The organism is Aquipluma nitroreducens (assembly GCF_009689585.1).
Classification (GTDB): domain Bacteria; phylum Bacteroidota; class Bacteroidia; order Bacteroidales; family Prolixibacteraceae; genus Aquipluma; species Aquipluma nitroreducens.
In genome coordinates this window covers 160,590-177,630 of sequence record NZ_AP018694.1, presented here as the reverse complement: position 1 = coordinate 177,630, position 17,041 = coordinate 160,590, and the positions used below count along the sequence as shown (strand labels likewise).

The window sequence follows — 17,041 nt, the reverse complement described above, 5'->3', positions numbered from 1 at the left end:
TTTATGCCTATTTTCAGGCTTATTACTCAAGTTATTTCTTTTTGAGAACTCAATTGCATCACAAATTTCTGAAAATTCACACTTAGGTGATTTATTTAAATCATCTAAAGTACTTGTGTCTTTTTTGCTATGTCTAAATAGCAGAACGGAACAGAACGACATTGGAATAAAAGGAAGTCTCAGTTGAAAGCATCGATTAAATAGGTTCGTGGAAAACTAGTTGTCGATTGAAAAATAATACTGTGTTTAAGTCTCAAAGAGTGAGTTAAATGATAGATAAATATTAATCAAAACAAACTGAAGGATGAACAAAAAAAGGAAAAGTCTTTATTAGGTCTGGTTAACCAGTATCAGGCTTTAGTCGGAAAAGAATGGCCGATATTGCCTTTTAACTTAATTTCTTAATTAAACTAAAATTTAAAATTTATGAAAAAAAACAAGTCATTACAGGTAGTTCTCGTTATGCTACCTATGTTGCTATTGTCTCTGTGGAGTTTTGGGCAATCCATTAAAGTACATGGTACCGTAAATGATGCCAGCAGAAACTCCCTGCCAGGTGTTTCTGTGGTTGTAAAAGGAACTACCAATGGAACAATAACAGGTATTGATGGTACATATTCTCTCTCAGTGCCATCAGACGCAATGTTGCAGTTCACATTTGTTGGGATGAAATCACAAGAGATTGCAGTAGCAGGAAAAACAACCATCAACGTTACGTTACTCGAGGAATCTATTGGTATCGAGGAAGTAGTTGCTGTTGGTTATGGTACTTCAAAGAAGAGTGATATTTCAGGCTCTGTTGTTTCAGTTAGCAGAGATGAAATGATGAAAAAAGCTCCTACAAACATTTTGCAAGGATTGCAAGGTGCTGCTGCCGGTGTTATTGTAACCGCTCAGGATGGTGCTCCTGATGCCAATGCTGCCATTCGTATTCGCGGGGTTGCAACTATAAATGGTTCAGCAAAACCTCTGTATGTTGTTGATGGGGTTCAAGTTGGTGATAATGCCAATTTTCTTAATCCAAGCGATATAGAGAGTATTGAAATATTGAAGGATGCTTCTGCTACTGCTATTTATGGTTCTGCAGGTGCAAATGGTGTGATCATGATTTCAACTAAAAAAGGTTCAGTCGGATCTACACATGTTACCTTTTCAGCAGACTATGGTGTTCAGACTTTGTCTTCAACATTGGCAGTTGGTGATGCCGATCAGTATGCATCAAATATTCGTCAAGCACGTGCTAACGATGGTGGAATTCTGGCTAATCAAATTTTCTCGGAGCAGTATGATGGCAAAAGAAATAACATTGACTGGCAAAAGGAAATGACACGTGTCTCCCTCAAACAACAATATAATATTTCTGCTTCCGGTGGTACAGAAAAAACACAGTCCAGCTTTTCATTAAGTTATTTGAATAATGATGGTATTGTTATCAATACAAATTACAAACGTTTGACTGCCCGTGCCAATGTAGTTACTAAAGTAACTAATTTTCTGGAGCTCGGAAGTGACATTAATTTTGTTCATTCCGAATCAAAAGGTAGTAATGGAACTCTTGGTAATAACGGTAACCTTTCTTCTATCCGTGACTGGGCTTTCACCGCTCCAACGATGGATTATGTTGACCCGGTGACTAATAAATTAGTAAGTCCTCAGGTTAGAAATGCAAACGGAACATACGGAGCTCCTGAACAAGGTGATGTAGGCTCAAACGATTCAAATCTGGGAAATAACATCTATGCAGAACAAATGGAAAATACTGGTATAACCAAAAACAACCAGATGCTTCTTAGTGCATATGCAAATGTTAAGCTGTACAAAGGATTAACTTTCAAATCAATTGCATCATATAATTTTACCGCAGGTAACTGGTATAACTTTTGGGGCAACAAACAACGTTACTTTCCTGACGGAACACTCGTTAAATTATATAATTACGATGCCAAATATTATTTAGGAATTAATAATAGTAATTATAACACGATTGCTATTGAAAATTATTTGACTTACAATTGGAAAACTGACATTCACAATTTGACAGTAATGGCAGGTAATTCTGTTAGCAAAGGTTTCGGAAACTGGAGTAATGCTGCTGGAAATGATTTTCCTGGCGATAATATCCGTGATATCAGTTTAACTAAAGATCCAGCTGCAAGAACTGGTAGTGGTGCTTACAACCTTCAATCTCGTGGATTATCATATTTTGGCCGCGTTCAATATACCTTGAAGGATCGTTATATCTTAACAGGGACTATGCGTCGTGATGGTTCTTCTAACTTTGGTGCTGATAATCGTTGGGGTAACTTCCCTTCAGCAGCAGCAGCATGGCGTATTTCGGAAGAAAATTTCATGAAAGGTACTCCTGCTATCAGTAATTTGAAGCTTCGCTTAGGTTGGGGTCAAACAGGTAACTCAGGAGGTCCAACCGATTTATCAGTTACGGCTTTGACTTCTAATAAAATTCAGTATTTCTATTATGGTCAGAATGGTCAGTCTGGTATGAATACGACAAGACAATTAGCTACCGGTTATGCTCCTACATTAACTGATCCAAGGTTGAAATGGGAAACCAATGAGCAAAGCAACATTGGTCTCGACCTGGGGCTGTTAAAGAATTCATTGAACTTTACATTGGATTATTTCGTCCGCAAATCTAAAGATTTGTTGTTATACCAATCAATACGTCCTTCATCAGGTTATACTCAGGTATATACCAACTATGGCGAAATTGAGAACAAAGGTATTGAGTTTTCTGTGAACTATAAGAAACAGATTAATCAGGATTGGAATATTGGTGCCTCATTAACAGGATCAACCTTGAAAAACAAAGTGGTAAAGATGGGTGCTGATTTATTTAGTGAAAACTCATCATGGGCTAACGGAAGTCCTGATGGTTCCAATCAGGCTGCAGTAGGAGCTTCTTCTGGTACACACTGGAATGGTCACTCCATTTGCCGTGAAGGTTATGCCGTGGGTTCTTTCTACGGATACCAGGTAGAGGGTATTTACCAATCTCAGGCCGAAATCGATGCTGCAAACGCAGCTGCTATAGCTAAAGGTCACTCTGGCGGATACAATAATGGATCGAAGACCGTTCCTGGTGATTTCAAGTACAAAGACCTTGATGGCGATGGATTTCTTAGTGATAAAGATATGACCATCTTAGGTAATGGGTTCCCCAAAGTAAACTATGGATTGACTTTAAATGCTTCATATCGGAATTGGGATTTCTCAGTTTACACTTATGGTGTGATTGGAGCAAAAATTTATTCTTACTCAGCCATGACATTATCGAACATGTTCCCAAGTGATAATGGTACTACTCCTAATATCTTAAATGAGGTAGCACAAAGTGCCTGGACTCCTACAAATCATAGCACCACCATGTCCAGATTATCATTCCTGGATTTGAATTACAATATGCGTGGTTCTGACGCATGGATTAAAAATGGTGATTTCTTAAAAATCAGTAATGTTCAGGTTGGTTATAATTTTGATAAGAGCCTGTTGAAATCTTTAAGCATTGAAAGTGTGCGTGTTTATGGTTCTGTTCAAAACTTATTCTGCATATCAAGTTACAACAAATATGGTGATCCTGAAGCAGGGCAAGGAAGTGTACTCTATACCGGTTTGGATACAGGCCGTTACCCTAGTTCACGTACATTCTCATTTGGTTTGAACATTCAGTTCTAATTGTTACACTTAATAGATTAATATTATGAAAAAAATAACAAAAACAGTATATATTCTTGCTGGTGTGTTATTGCTGTTAGGAATAAATTCCTGCAATAACGATTATTTGAAAGTGGATCACTATTCCATTTTGGCTGCCGATCAAATGTTTAAGTCGGATGAAGATGCTAAGGCTGGTCTTGTTGGCTGTTACACCATGATGCTTCCGACTGATATCGATGGAGACTGGGGTATCAAACCAAACTTGTTTATTGGTGGACACCCTACCATGGATACTCAGGCAACAGGATGGGATAAAGATTGGAACTCTCAAAACTGGACTCCAGGTAGCCCTGAACTGTTAGGCGGTTGGAAACAGGCCTATACAGCAATCTCTCGTTGCAACGATTTTCTTGCCGGTCTGGAAAAGGCAGATAAAGTTACTGCTAGTGTAAAAGCATCTCTTGATGGCCAGGCCAGATGTATCCGTGCTTTCTACTACATGTGGCTTGCAAAAGCTTTCGGTCGTGTTCCTATGCTGGCAACAGGCGAAACTTATATTAATACTCCTGAAAAAGCGCGTGCAAAAGATTTCACTGAAATGTGGGATTTTATTATTGCTGATTTAAAAGCAGCAGCAGATGAACTTGAGTGGGATCCATTGTCAGGTCAATATGGACGTTGTACTAAAGGTTTTGCCCTTTCATACCTTGGTGAAGCATACATGTGGAAAGCATTTCGTGTTCCTGATCAAGCAAATGCCAACTATACTTTGGCGGCAGCAGCTTTAAAACAAGTAATCGAGAGCGGTAAATACGAATTAAATCCTTCTTTCACCACCTTATTCGATCCGGGAGCTGTTTGGACAAAAGAATGTATTTGGGAAGAAGTTCTTGACGAAGGTTCACAATGGAACCAATGGTCTAATCTATCTCAAGCACACAATTGGATGATCCATTTTGTAGCGCCTCCGTCAATCGGTGGATGGGGAACCTTGTACCTCTCCTGGGAATGGTGGAATTGTTATGAACCTGGCGATAAACGTCGTGAAGCTTCGGCTGTAACCGGTGCTGTTACAAATATTGATCCTGCATGGAAATCTGCCACCAACTATGGTTACAATCCATATTTACAACAGAGTCTTACTGTTGGCGATGGATTAAATACACATTATCATTTTTTAATGGGTGGTGAAGCTGCTCCTTCTGTCTGGACTTTGAAGTATTGGAGAACAACCCGTTCAAACTATCAGGCACCATGGGGTCCGCAACAAATTTACTTTAAACGCTATGCAAATGTTTTATTAGATTACGCAGAATGTCTTTTCCATTTGAATGGTGAAAATGATGCAACAGCATGGGGATACATTAATCAAATTCGTGAACGTGCTTGGGGTAATACAGAAGTTGGTAAAGAAGCTGCTTTAACTGCAACCTACCTTCCTTATTATCAGAACATGGCTCAATTCTTTATTGGTAACGGCGCAACAGATATCGTAAAGCCTACTACCTATCCACTTCCATTCAATACAGCCGCTGTAACTGTTCCCGATGCGAAGACTTATTATACCTCTTTAAAATCTTCGAAGGGGTTTGCTTCTCCAGTATGGCTGGTCGCTCTGGGTCAGGAAAGACGTAAGGAATTCAATGCAGAATGGTGTCTTGCACCGGATTTGATTCGTTCCGGATTTATGGCAGATCACATTAACATTAATTATCCAAAAGGAAAAAGTTCTTCCGATCCTAATCTTCAGCAAGATACATGGAACACCTATCGTAATTTCGATTACGTTCCTGCAAGGATGGATATGCCAATTCCAACGGATGAGTTGTTGAAAAACAAATTGTGCGATCAAAACGACGCTTACAAATAATGGTCAGAAAATGAGTTAATTCGAAGTTGAACTTTCGGGTTTATTTGTTTTAATTTCGAAATACACTTAACTTTTATGTTTGATTTGTTTATAAATTAGTAAAAAGGCGCCACCCTAAAACAGTGGCGCTTTTTCTTTACGATTGGAAAACTTCAGGTGTGAAAATTATTGTTGAATTCAAATTTGAATCTTAAAAGCTTTGAAATATCTGGAATTATAAACAGAATAACTGAAATCAGAAAAGCTAAACTTAGTAAAAGGCTATTTTTAACCTAACCTAAATCAATAGAAATGAATAAGCATAAGTTCCTACTATTTGTTGTTTGTTTATGTGTTTTTGCAACGAATAGCCATTCTCAAAATACAACAACGTCTGCACCATTAGGCTTCGATATTATTCAGGATGGAATTGCGCATGGGAAAATTGACACAATCACCTACAATTCCAAGACTGTAGGTTCTACCCGGAAAGCTCTCGTTTATACTCCTCCCGGCTATTCAAAAGACAAAAAATACCCGGTTTTATACTTGTTGCATGGCATAGGCGGCGACGAAAAGGAGTGGTTTAAAAATGGCCATCCTGAAGTGATTTTGGATAACCTTTATGCCGAAAATAAGCTGGAACCCATGATCGTGGTTTTCCCCAACGGCCGTGCAATGAAAGACGACCGGGCGACTGGAAACATAATGGCTCCCGATAAGGTACAGGCATTTGCTACTTTCGAACAGGATTTAATTAAAGATCTTATTCCCTTTATCGAAAAGAGTTATCCGGTATTTAAAGACCGTGAACATCGTGCCATTGCCGGTTTGTCGATGGGAGGGGGGCAGTCGCTGAATTTCGGCTTGGGCAATCTGGATAAGTTTGCCTGGGTGGGTGGATTCTCGTCGGCACCAAACACGAAGAAACCCGAAGAACTGGTTCCTGATCCTGTAAAAGCAAAAGAACTACTGAAACTGCTCTGGATTTCGTGTGGCGATAAAGATGGCTTGATTCCGTTCAGTCGGCGCACGCACGACTACCTGAAGGCGAATAATGTTCCCCATATTTACTATGTCGATCATGGCTACCACGACTTTAAAGTCTGGAAGAACAGTTTATACATGTTTTCTCAGTTGATCTTTAAACCGGTTGATATTGCTTCTTTCGACAAAATAAGTAGTACCGGAAGACCAGCAGAAACAAACATCCGTTCAGCACGATATCCACAGATTTTACCCAATGGACAAGCTACATTTCGCATAAAAGCTCCTGAAGCACAAAAAGTGCAACTCGATCAGGGCAAAAAATACGACATGGTGAAAAATGCTGAAGGCATGTGGGAAACGACTACTGATTCGTTGAGTGAGGGTTTTCACTATTATTCATTGATTATTGACGGAGTTGCTGTTGCCGATCCTTCCAGCGAATCGTTTTATGGAATGGGTCGAATGGCAAGCGGCATCGAAGTGCCATTCAGGGGCGATGCTTACTACGAAGTCAGGAACGTTCCTCATGGCGATATACGCATTAAAAACTACTATTCGAATGTGACTAACAGCTGGCGCAATTTTTACATGTACACGCCTCCGGGATATGATCAGAATCCAACCGAAAAATACCCGGTGCTTTATATTTTGCATGGTGGTGGCGAAGATCAGCGAGGTTGGGCCACTCAAGGGAAAACCGATTTGATTCTCGACAATTTAATTTCTGAAAAGAAAGCAGTGCCAATGATCGTGGTGATGGTCGATGGAAATATTCCTTTAAATGGTTTTGGAGAAGAAACCTTGAAAGTCTTCGAAAAAGAATTAAAACAGTGTGTTATTCCTTTTGTCGAAAAAAATTACCGCGCGAAAACTGAGGCTAAAGATCGTGCACTCGCGGGTTTATCGATGGGCGGAATTCAAACACTTTATGCAGGTGTTAAAAACACCGACCTGTTTTCGTATTTAGGAGTATTTAGTTCCGGATGGATCCAACCCATGCAAAAAGATATTGCTGATTCTCAGTATGTATTCATGAAAACCAATGCTGATAAAATAAACGGCAATCTAAAGCAGTTCTGGATTTCACAGGGCGGTAAAGAAGATATTGCCTGGAAGAATTGTCAAACTATGCTTTTGAAGTTTGATGAGATGAAGATAAATTATACCTATTCAGAATATCCAGGTGGTCACTCGTGGCCAGTTTGGAGAAATAACCTCTACAATTTTGCACAACAGATATTCAAATAAACCATAGCAATGCTACAATTAACCAAAACACTTCTATTTTTTGTCCTTTTTACCTGCACACTTGTTGCAAATTCACAAAACAAGCAGGATCAAACCACCATTTGCAATCCTATAAATCTGAGTTACCGGTTTTGTCTCGATGCTCCGTCTCGCCGAGAGGCTGCCGACCCAACCATGGTTACGTTTAAGGGTGAATATTACCTTTTTGCCTCCAAATCCGGAGGGTATTTTCATTCGACCGATTTGATCAATTGGGATTTGATTGCAACCAACGATTTGCCAATAGAAGACTATGCGCCAACCGCAGTTGAAATGAATGGTGAACTGTATTTCATGGCTTCGAAGAACGATCCGCCACTTACAATCTATAAAACTGCCGATCCCAAATCAGGGAAATGGCAAGTAGTAAATGCTGCTTTCCCGATTGGCATGACCGATCCCGATTTGTTTGTCGATGACGACGGACGCTTGTACTTCTATTACGGTTGTTCCAATGTTAATCCAATTCAGGTTGTTGAACTGGATAACAAAACGCTGAATCCGATTGGTAAACCTGTTGCTGTGATTAATAGCGATAAAAAAAATTACGGATGGGAGCGCTCGGGCGATTACAATGAAGTGGGCAAAGATCCGTGGATTGAAGGTGCCTGGGTGACCAAACACAACGGAAAATACTACCTGCAATATGCCGGACCTGGCACCGAGTTTAAAAGCTATGGCGATGGCGTTTATGTTGCTGACAAGCCGCTTGGTCCGTTTAAACTGGCAGCCCACAATCCATTCTCCTATAAACCCGAAGGTTTTATTGGCGGCGCAGGCCACAGCAGTACTTTTCAGGATAAATACGGCAATTACTGGCACATAGCTACAATGACCATCTCGCAAAAACACATGTTCGAGCGTCGCTTGGGTTTATTTCCAACCTTTTTCGACAAAGATGGTGTAATGTATGCCCATACTGGTTTTGGCGATTTCCCGTTTAAAATGCCAACCAAAAAGATAAATAGTCCGGAAGAACTCTTCCCCGATTGGATGTTGCTCTCGTATAACAAACCTGTCGAAGTTTCTTCAGAACTGACTGATCATCCAAAGAAATTTGCGGCCAATGAAGATATTCGTACGTTCTGGAGTGCAAAAATAGGCGACAATGGCGAATGGATAAGCATGGATTTGCAGAAGGAATGCACTGTAAACGCCGTTCAGATTAACTATGCCGAAAATGAAACAAAGGTTTTTGGACGTCAACCGGATATTTACTATCAGTATCTGCTCGAATATTCAACTGATGGCAAAACCTGGAAAACACTGGCCGACAAAACGCAAAACAAAGCCGATGTTCCGCACGATTACATTGAATTGGCAAAACCCATAAAAGCACGCTACGTCAAACTTACCAATTATAAGGTGCCTTCAGGAACATTCGCCATTGCTGGTCTGCGTGTTTTCGGAAATGGCGGCGAAAAAGCTCCTTCCGAAGTGAAAAGTTTAAGTCTGAAACGTTCGGCAACCGACCGCTGTGTAGTGGATTTAAACTGGCCAAAAATTTCAGGTGCTGTGGGTTATAACATCCGTTATGGAATCAGCAAAGACAAATTGTACCAGAATTACCAGGTGCTCGGAACCGAACAAGTAACCATCCGAAGCTTAAATGCCCAACAGAAGTATTATTTCACAATTGATGCTTTCAATGAAAATGGCATTACCAAAGGCACAAACATTATTGAATTAAACTAACCAATTAACAATGAAAAAAAGAATACTATTGGCAGCATGTCTGCTGTTTTCATTCAACCTTTGGTCGCAGCAATATCCTTATCAAAACCCCAAATTGAGTTCCGAAGAGCGGGCAAAAGATTTAATATCGCACCTGACCCTGGAAGAAAAAGCCATTCTGATGTGCGACATCTCAGACGCTATTCCGCGGCTTGGCATTAAGAAATTTAACTGGTGGAGCGAAGCCTTGCACGGTTTGGCCAACAACGGAAATGTTACCGTTTTTCCTGAACCGGTTGGTATGGCTGCCTCGTTCGACGATGCGCTGCTTTATCAGATTTTCGATGCGGTATCCGACGAAACTCGTGCCAAATATAATGAAGCGTGCCAGAAAGGTCAGGAAAACAAGCGCTTTTTGAGTCTTTCAGTTTGGACGCCCAATGTCAACATTTTTCGCGATCCGCGCTGGGGCAGGGGACAGGAAACCTACGGCGAAGATCCGTACCTGACTTCGCGCATGGGTGTTCAGGTGGTGAAAGGTCTGCAAGGCCCGGCCGATGCGAAATACCGGAAATTGCTGGCCTGTGCCAAACATTACGCGGTGCATTCGGGACCGGAATGGAGCCGCCACCAGCTTAATCTGAACAATGTCGATCCGCGCGATTTGAATGAAACGTATCTTCCGGCTTTTAAATCGCTGGTTCAGGATGCCGATGTTCGTGAAGTGATGTGCGCCTACCAGCGCTTGGACGATGAACCTTGTTGTGGCAACTCGCAGCTTTTGCAGCGGATTCTTCGCGACGAGTGGGACTTCAAATATCTGGTCGTTTCTGATTGCGGCGCAATAGGCGATTTTTATACCAGCCACAAAGTTTCGTCGGATGCGGTTCATGCGGCTTCGAAGGGCGTTTGGGCCGGAACCGATGTGGAATGCCAGTGGATTAACCACAATTACAAGAAATTACCCGAAGCGGTTGAAAAAGGCTTGATTACCGAAGCTGAAATCGACCGCCATGTGTTGCGCGTGCTGGAAGGTCGCTTCGAATTGGGTGAAATGGACGACGATGCTATTGTTCCCTATGCTCAAATTCCGATATCAGTGGTAAATAACGAGGAACACCGGAAACTGGCGCTGGATATGGCACGCGAATCGATGACTTTGCTTCAGAATAAAAACAATGTTTTGCCCCTGAAAAAATCAGGAAAAATAGCAGTTGTTGGGCCCAATGCCAACGATAAACCCATGCTTTGGGGAAATTACAACGGAACGCCGTTTAGCACCATCACCATTCTCGATGGCATAACTTCCAAGCTTTCGGCCAAAAATGTAATCTACGACAAAGGTTGCGACTTGGTAGAGGACAAAGTTACCCAAAGCTATTTCGCGAATTGCGCGGTGGATGGTAAAAAAGGATTCAAAGCGACTTACTGGAACACTCCCGATTTTACCGGAAATGTGGTTGCCACAACGCAAATTATCGACCCGATCAAATTAACTACAGCCGGCCAGCACGAATTTGCTTCAGGAGTAAAGCTTGAAGGCTTTTCGGCCAAATACGAAACCGAATTCGAAGCGCCAACAACAGAAGAAATTGTGTTCAAATGCGGAGCTACCGGTTATTTTGAACTGTTCGTGAATGGCGAATCGGTGCGGAAGTTTAACAACTGGAGAACCCTGATTTCGCGGATTCCTTACAAAGTTGAGTCGGGTAAAAAATACAAATTCGAAATGCGTTTTGCTCAGTTGAACAACTGGGAAGCCAATATCGAATTCAATTTTGGTAAGGAAGTGAATGTGGACTACACCGATCTGCTAAGCAAGCTGAAAGGCACCGATGTGGTAGTGTTTGTTGGCGGGCTTTCCACTGTGCTTGAAGGTGAAGAAATGCCGGTTAATTATCCCGGATTCAAGGGTGGCGACCGCACCGATATTGAATTGCCTGCTGTTCAGCGTAACTGCCTGAAAGCTTTGAAACAGGCAGGCAAGAAGGTGATTTTTGTGAATTGTTCCGGCTCGGCCATTGCTTTTACTCCTGAAACCGAAACCTGCGACGCCATTCTGCAAGCCTGGTATCCTGGCGAATCGGGCGGTCTGGCGGTTGCCGATGTGCTTTTCGGCGATTATAATCCTTCAGGAAAATTACCCATCACTTTCTACAAAAGTTCCGATCAACTGAAAGATTTTGAAGACTACTCAATGAAAGGCCGCACGTACCGGTTTATGAACGATGCACTTTTCCCATTCGGCTATGGGCTGAGCTATACAACTTTTGCGATTGGCGATGCACAGCCTTGCAAAACTGAAATCAGGAATAACGAAACCGTTGAACTGACCATCCCGGTTTCGAATACCGGTAAGCGCGACGGAACCGAAATTCTTCAGGTTTATGTCAAAAAAGTGAACGATACGGATGGCCCAAGCAAAACCCTGCGCGGCTTTAAACGTGTGGATGTAAAAGCGGGTAAAACCACTCCGGTTACCATTGAACTGGCGCCATCTTCATTCGAATTCTACGATCGCAGTCAGCACAAAATGGCCGTAACCCCGGGCGAATACGAAGTACTTTACGGAACCAGTTCGGATGCGAAAGATTTAAAATCACTTAAAATCAAACTATTATAAAAAAATGTTTAAGCCATGAACATCAAAAAACAGATTTCAATTTTACTTTTTATTGCATGCATGGGCTTTAGTCAATGGACTAAAGCCGACTATCCAATTGTTTCGCACCGTCATTTGGCCGACCCCGGTTCATTGGTTTATAAGGGAAGGGTTTACCTCTATTGTTCCAATGACGATGAAAATCCAGGCGACGAAAAGTCGGGTTATCAAATGAAGTCGATTGTTTGCGTGTCGAGCAGCGATTTAAAGAATTGGACCGATCACGGTATTGTGTTTTCGGTTCCGAAGAATTGCTCCTGGGCATCTTTTAGCTGGGCTCCTTCGCCTGTTGAGCGCGACAGGAAGTTTTTCCTTTATTTTGGCAACAGCGGAAACGGAATTGGCGTTGCTGTTGCCGATAATCCACTGGGACCGTTTGTCGATCCACTTGGAAAACCACTGATTGAAACCAGCACTCCGGGCGTTATGCCTGCCGAACACATGTGGCTTTTCGACCCAATGACTTTCATCGACGATGATGGCCAAGCCTACATGTATTTCGGTGGAAATGGCGACGACAATGTTCGGGTGATCAAACTGAACCGCGACATGATCAGCGTTGATGGTCCGGCCATTCACTTGAAAGCACAAAACTTTTTCGAGGCGTCGTGGATGCACAAAAACAATGGCATCTACTATTTCTCTTATTCGGCTAATCCGCGTGCCCAAATGCGCATCGATTACATGAAAAGTACCAGCCCGACCTCGGGATTTACCTACGGAGGAGCTGTTTCAAAACAACCACCACTTAACGATAACAACAACCACCAGGCAATTTTTAAACTGAATGGCGAGTGGTATCAGGCGTACCATAACCGTGTGGTTGCTAAGCAGGCCAATATTCCACCGGTGTACAAACGCAATTTGTGTATCGACCAATTTAAACACAATACTGATGGCACCATCGACACCATGAAAAATACCGTTGATGGCGTGGCTCAATTGGCTTTCCTGAATCCGTTTGAACGCGTGGAAGCTGAAACCATGAGTGCCCAATCGGGGATTTATACTGAACCCCGAGGACTCGGGGGTAAAGCCGGAGGAATGGATGTTTGCAACATCGAAAACGGCGACTGGATCAAAGTCAGAGGAGTTGATTTTGGCAAGAAAGGGGCACAGAAATTTATCGCCAGTATTGCCGGTACCGCTGGTAAAGGCCAAATCGAACTTCGTGTTGGCGATCCTTCAGGAACGTTAATCGGAACCTGTCAGGTTACTTCAACAGGCGATGCACAAACGTGGAAAACCATCAGTTGCAAGGTCAATAAGGTCACCGGTGTTCAGGATTTGTATCTGAAATTCACCGGAGGCGAGGGCAAATTATTCAACTTCGACTGGTGGCAGTTTAGTGAAAAATAATCCTGAAAAGGAAGAAAAATTTAAAACAAGGCTTTTAAAGAGGCTGTATCAAAAGTGATTATGTTTTTTCAAAAACTTACAATTTGAAAGTACCGACACTGTTAAAACCCCTAAATCCCTGTTCGACTGAGCTCACGCCGAAGCCAGAACTCCCCTTCAGGGGAGGTTTGCCTGCCAGCCGCAGACAGGGAGGGGTGAAATGAAGGTGAACTTACAATTTGAAAGTTGAATTTGTGAAATTTTGACTTTTGATACAACCTCTGGAGGGGGCTTCCAAAAATAGATAACAATGAAATTTAAACTTGGAATAATCGCATTGGTTGGAATTCTTGCTGCGAGCATAAACGCTTTCTCTCAGGATCTCAATTTTCATATTTATCTCTGTATCGGTCAGTCGAACATGGAAGGTGCAGCTCGTGCCGAGCTTCAGGATTCAACTGTTAATCCGCGCTTTCAGGTCATGGAGGCCGTTAACTGCGACAACCTTGGCCGGAAAATGGGCAACTGGTATCCGGCAATACCGCCGCTGTGTCGCTGCAAAACCAATTTGGGTCCGACCGATTATTTCGGTAGAACAATGGTTGCCAATCTTCCGGATAAAGTGAAAGTGGGGGTGATTGTAGTAGCTATCGGTGGCTGCAAGATTGAGCTTTTCGATAAAGACAATTACGCTTCGTATGCTGAAACTGCGCCCGTTTGGATGAAAGGCATGATCAAGGAATACGATGGAAATCCATACGGACGCCTGGTTGAAATGGCTAAACTGGCTCAGAAGGATGGTGTTATCAAAGGCATTTTGCTGCATCAGGGTGAATCGAATCCAAACGACAGTCTTTGGACTCGAAAAGTGAAAGGCGTTTACGATAACCTGATGAAAGACTTAAATCTCGAACCTAAAAATGTGCCGCTACTTGCTGGCGAAACCGTGAATGCTGATCAGCAAGGCGTTTGTGCCAGTATGAATGCCATCATAGCCACACTTCCACAAACACTGCCTAATTCGTATGTCATTTCTTCAGCAGGTTGTGTTGATGGCCCTGACAATCTGCATTTCAGCACTGCCGGTTACCGCGAACTGGGGAAACGATATGCAGAGAAGATGCTTTTGCTTTTGGGTTATAAAATCTCTGCTACAGAATAAACTCATTCAACTTAATATAGTCTAAATCATTATGAAAATAAATATTCGATTTTCAGCAATCGTTACTTTAATTGCGGCTGGGTCAATGCTGGAATTCAATGCGAATGCTCAAACTGAGGCAAAAAAGCAACTTGTTCCCACGGTGACCATTCCGGCACCTCCCGGATCGAAAGGATTTGGGATGCCGCAACCCGCTAAACCCGGAGCAACTACACCGCCGCCGATGATTCCAAGGGTAAGCGCAAGTGTAACCGAACAACGCGCGATTACAACAACTACATTGGATGAGCTGAGCATGAGCGACCCGTATATTTTGGCTGACGATGCCACTAAGACCTATTACCTGACTAGTAGCGGAGGCTGTATTTACAAAAGTACCGACCTGAAAAACTGGACCGGACCTTATGGCGCCTACGATACCCGCGGAACCTGGATGGAAGGAATCAACTTTGTTGCTGCTGCCGAAATCCACAAAGTGAATGGCAAATATTATTACGCAGCTTCATTTGGCGACCGGAAAGAGTTGGTCGATGTGGTTCCACGCCGGTACAATGTTTACCGTCATCAAACCATGATTTTGGAATCGGATAAAGCTGAAGGTCCTTTTAAACTAAAGAATCCTGATCCGAATTACGATTATCTGCCTCATCACCTGGATATTATTGACGGGACGATTTATGTTGAAAATGGTCAGTCTTATATGGTTTTTGTCAATGAATGGATGCAGACATTCGATGGTACTATTGAGTACGTGAAACTTTCTCCGGACCTAAGCAAAACGATCAGTGAACCAATGATGCTTTTCCGCGCTACTGAATCACCCTGCCCACTCGAAATGGTTGGCAATGGCGAAATGACCTATGGCCTTAAAATTCCGGGCTGGGTAACCGATGGCCCACAGTTGTTCCGCACCAAAACCGGGAAACTGGGTATGTTGTGGGCTTCCTGGGGTGCCAAACGTTACCTAGAATGTGTAGCTTACTCGCAGTCGGGCACCATCGACGGTCCCTGGATTCAGGAAGAAAAACCATTTATGGACGATAACACTGGTCACGGAATGCTGTTCAGGACATTCGACGGAAAACTTTTGCTGAGCATTCATCATGCCGAAGGCGATGGCCCACGCAAACCACAGCTTTGGGAAGTTGACGATTCGGGTGATAAACTGGTATTGGGAAAAAGATTTAATCCTTAACTAAAACATTAACCTAAATAAATCTCGAATTATGAAAATTGGAAAAAATATTGCTGCCTTCCTGTTGGTGCTGGCGATGAGCGGAGGGTACTGTTTGGCACAGTCTCCGGCAAAAGTTGTTGAAGATTTTAAACCTTCGTCGGTTAATCAGCCGGGGAAAGAATTTCCTCAGGTAAATTCTGAAGGCCGCGTTCGGGTTCAGATTTCAGCTCCAGAAGCACACAAAGTTCAGCTCGACATCAGTGCCGTGAAATACGACCTCGTTAAAGATGAAAAAGGCGTCTGGACGGGAGAATCAGCTCCTCAGGACGAAGGTTTTCACTATTACCAGCTTTGGGTTGACGGAGCAGCTGTTCCTGATCCCGGCAGTCTGTATTTTTACGGAGCCAGCCGTTGGGGAAGCGGTATCGAAATTCCGGCGAAAGATCAGGATTTCTACGCGGTAAAAAATGTTCCGCACGGACAGGTCATCGAGTTACCTTATTTTTCGAAGACCAACAATGACATGCGTCGTTGTTTCATCTACACGCCTCCTGGTTACGACAAGGATACCAACAAACGCTATCCGGTTTTATACCTGCAACATGGCGGTGGCGAAAACGAAACCGGCTGGGCGAGTCAGGGGCATGCCAACCTGATCATGGATAACCTGATTGCTGAAGGAAAAGTTAAGTCCTTTATTATTGTGATGGACAACGGCACCTGGGCTATGACAGGCCCACGCCCTGCTGATCGCAGCGCCGGAACCTGGCCACCCAAAGGATGGGCCGATGGTTTTATGAAAACCTTGCTCGAAGACATTATTCCGCTGATCGACGCCAACTACCGTACGATTGCCGATCAGGAACACCGCGCCATGGCCGGACTTTCGATGGGCGGCATGCAAACCCGCGTGATTACCCTCGCTCATCCTGAAGTATTCTCGCACGTCGGCATTTTCAGTGGTGGCAGCATCACTATGGAAGATTTGGCAAATTCACCCGCATTTAAAGAAAAAAACAAGATGGTTTTTGTTAGCTACGGGAGCCGCGAGTTGGAAAATACAAGAGCTGGTTTTGGCGGAAATCCAAAAGAAAATCAGGACAAATTAAAAGAAGCAGGCTTGAATACGCATTTCTATGTTTCTCCACAAACAGCTCACGAATGGCAAAGCTGGAGACGCGGCCTGCATGAATTTGCACCACTTTTATTCACCAAATAAAAAATTAA

9 protein-coding genes are annotated in these 17,041 nt (G+C 42.9%); all 9 read left to right on the top strand.

Annotated elements, in window-relative coordinates; translation table 11 throughout:
- Nucleotides 1-426: 426 nt before the first annotated feature.
- The 9 genes from AQPE_RS00710 to AQPE_RS00670 all read left to right on the top strand — a co-directional run bounded on the left by AQPE_RS00710 (nt 427) and on the right by AQPE_RS00670 (nt 17,033).
- On the top strand, nt 427-3,693 hold the full coding sequence (locus AQPE_RS00710; RefSeq protein ID WP_318349122.1) for a SusC/RagA family TonB-linked outer membrane protein: 3,267 nt from the start codon (nt 427-429) through the stop codon (nt 3,691-3,693).
- Between the two features lie 25 nt (nt 3,694-3,718).
- On the top strand, nt 3,719-5,545 hold the full coding sequence (locus AQPE_RS00705; RefSeq protein WP_318349121.1) for a RagB/SusD family nutrient uptake outer membrane protein: 1,827 nt from the start codon (nt 3,719-3,721) through the stop codon (nt 5,543-5,545).
- Nucleotides 5,546-5,836: 291 nt separating this feature from the next.
- Nucleotides 5,837-7,762, top strand: a complete 1,926-nt coding sequence (locus AQPE_RS00700) for an alpha/beta hydrolase-fold protein (protein WP_318349120.1) — start codon at nt 5,837-5,839, stop codon at nt 7,760-7,762.
- Nucleotides 7,763-7,771: 9 nt separating this feature from the next.
- Nucleotides 7,772-9,496 carry a family 43 glycosylhydrolase gene (locus tag AQPE_RS00695; protein ID WP_318349119.1) on the top strand — a complete coding sequence of 575 codons (1,725 nt, stop codon included), beginning with the start codon at nt 7,772-7,774 and terminating at the stop codon, nt 9,494-9,496.
- 10 nt (nt 9,497-9,506) lie between these two features.
- Nucleotides 9,507-12,098 (top strand): xylan 1,4-beta-xylosidase, encoded by a 2,592-nt coding sequence (gene xyl3A, locus AQPE_RS00690; RefSeq protein WP_318349118.1) that lies wholly within the window; start codon nt 9,507-9,509, stop codon nt 12,096-12,098.
- A gap of 15 nt (nt 12,099-12,113) precedes the next feature.
- Nucleotides 12,114-13,496 (top strand): glycoside hydrolase family 43 protein, encoded by a 1,383-nt coding sequence (locus AQPE_RS00685; RefSeq protein ID WP_318349117.1) that lies wholly within the window; start codon nt 12,114-12,116, stop codon nt 13,494-13,496.
- Between the two features lie 289 nt (nt 13,497-13,785).
- The gene (locus tag AQPE_RS00680; RefSeq protein ID WP_318349116.1) at nt 13,786-14,637 is read left to right on the top strand and encodes a sialate O-acetylesterase; all 852 of its coding nucleotides are present in this window, start codon (nt 13,786-13,788) and stop codon (nt 14,635-14,637) included.
- Between the two features lie 31 nt (nt 14,638-14,668).
- Nucleotides 14,669-15,832, top strand: a complete 1,164-nt coding sequence (locus AQPE_RS00675; RefSeq protein WP_318349115.1) for a glycoside hydrolase family 43 protein — start codon at nt 14,669-14,671, stop codon at nt 15,830-15,832.
- 31 nt (nt 15,833-15,863) lie between these two features.
- Nucleotides 15,864-17,033 (top strand): alpha/beta hydrolase, encoded by a 1,170-nt coding sequence (locus AQPE_RS00670; RefSeq protein ID WP_318349114.1) that lies wholly within the window; start codon nt 15,864-15,866, stop codon nt 17,031-17,033.
- Nucleotides 17,034-17,041 lie beyond the last annotated feature (8 nt).

Excerpts from the sequence above, each read along its gene's own strand:
- AQPE_RS00710 (WP_318349122.1), top strand. The coding sequence starts at position 427 with ATGAAAAAAAACAAGTCATTACAGGTAGTTCTCGTTATGCTACCTATG.
- AQPE_RS00705 (WP_318349121.1), top strand. The coding sequence starts at position 3,719 with ATGAAAAAAATAACAAAAACAGTATATATTCTTGCTGGTGTGTTATTG.
- AQPE_RS00700 (WP_318349120.1), top strand. The coding sequence starts at position 5,837 with ATGAATAAGCATAAGTTCCTACTATTTGTTGTTTGTTTATGTGTTTTT.
- AQPE_RS00695 (WP_318349119.1), top strand. The coding sequence starts at position 7,772 with ATGCTACAATTAACCAAAACACTTCTATTTTTTGTCCTTTTTACCTGC.
- xyl3A (WP_318349118.1), top strand. The coding sequence starts at position 9,507 with ATGAAAAAAAGAATACTATTGGCAGCATGTCTGCTGTTTTCATTCAAC.
- AQPE_RS00685 (WP_318349117.1), top strand. The coding sequence starts at position 12,114 with ATGAACATCAAAAAACAGATTTCAATTTTACTTTTTATTGCATGCATG.
- AQPE_RS00680 (WP_318349116.1), top strand. The coding sequence starts at position 13,786 with ATGAAATTTAAACTTGGAATAATCGCATTGGTTGGAATTCTTGCTGCG.
- AQPE_RS00675 (WP_318349115.1), top strand. The coding sequence starts at position 14,669 with ATGAAAATAAATATTCGATTTTCAGCAATCGTTACTTTAATTGCGGCT.
- AQPE_RS00670 (WP_318349114.1), top strand. The coding sequence starts at position 15,864 with ATGAAAATTGGAAAAAATATTGCTGCCTTCCTGTTGGTGCTGGCGATG.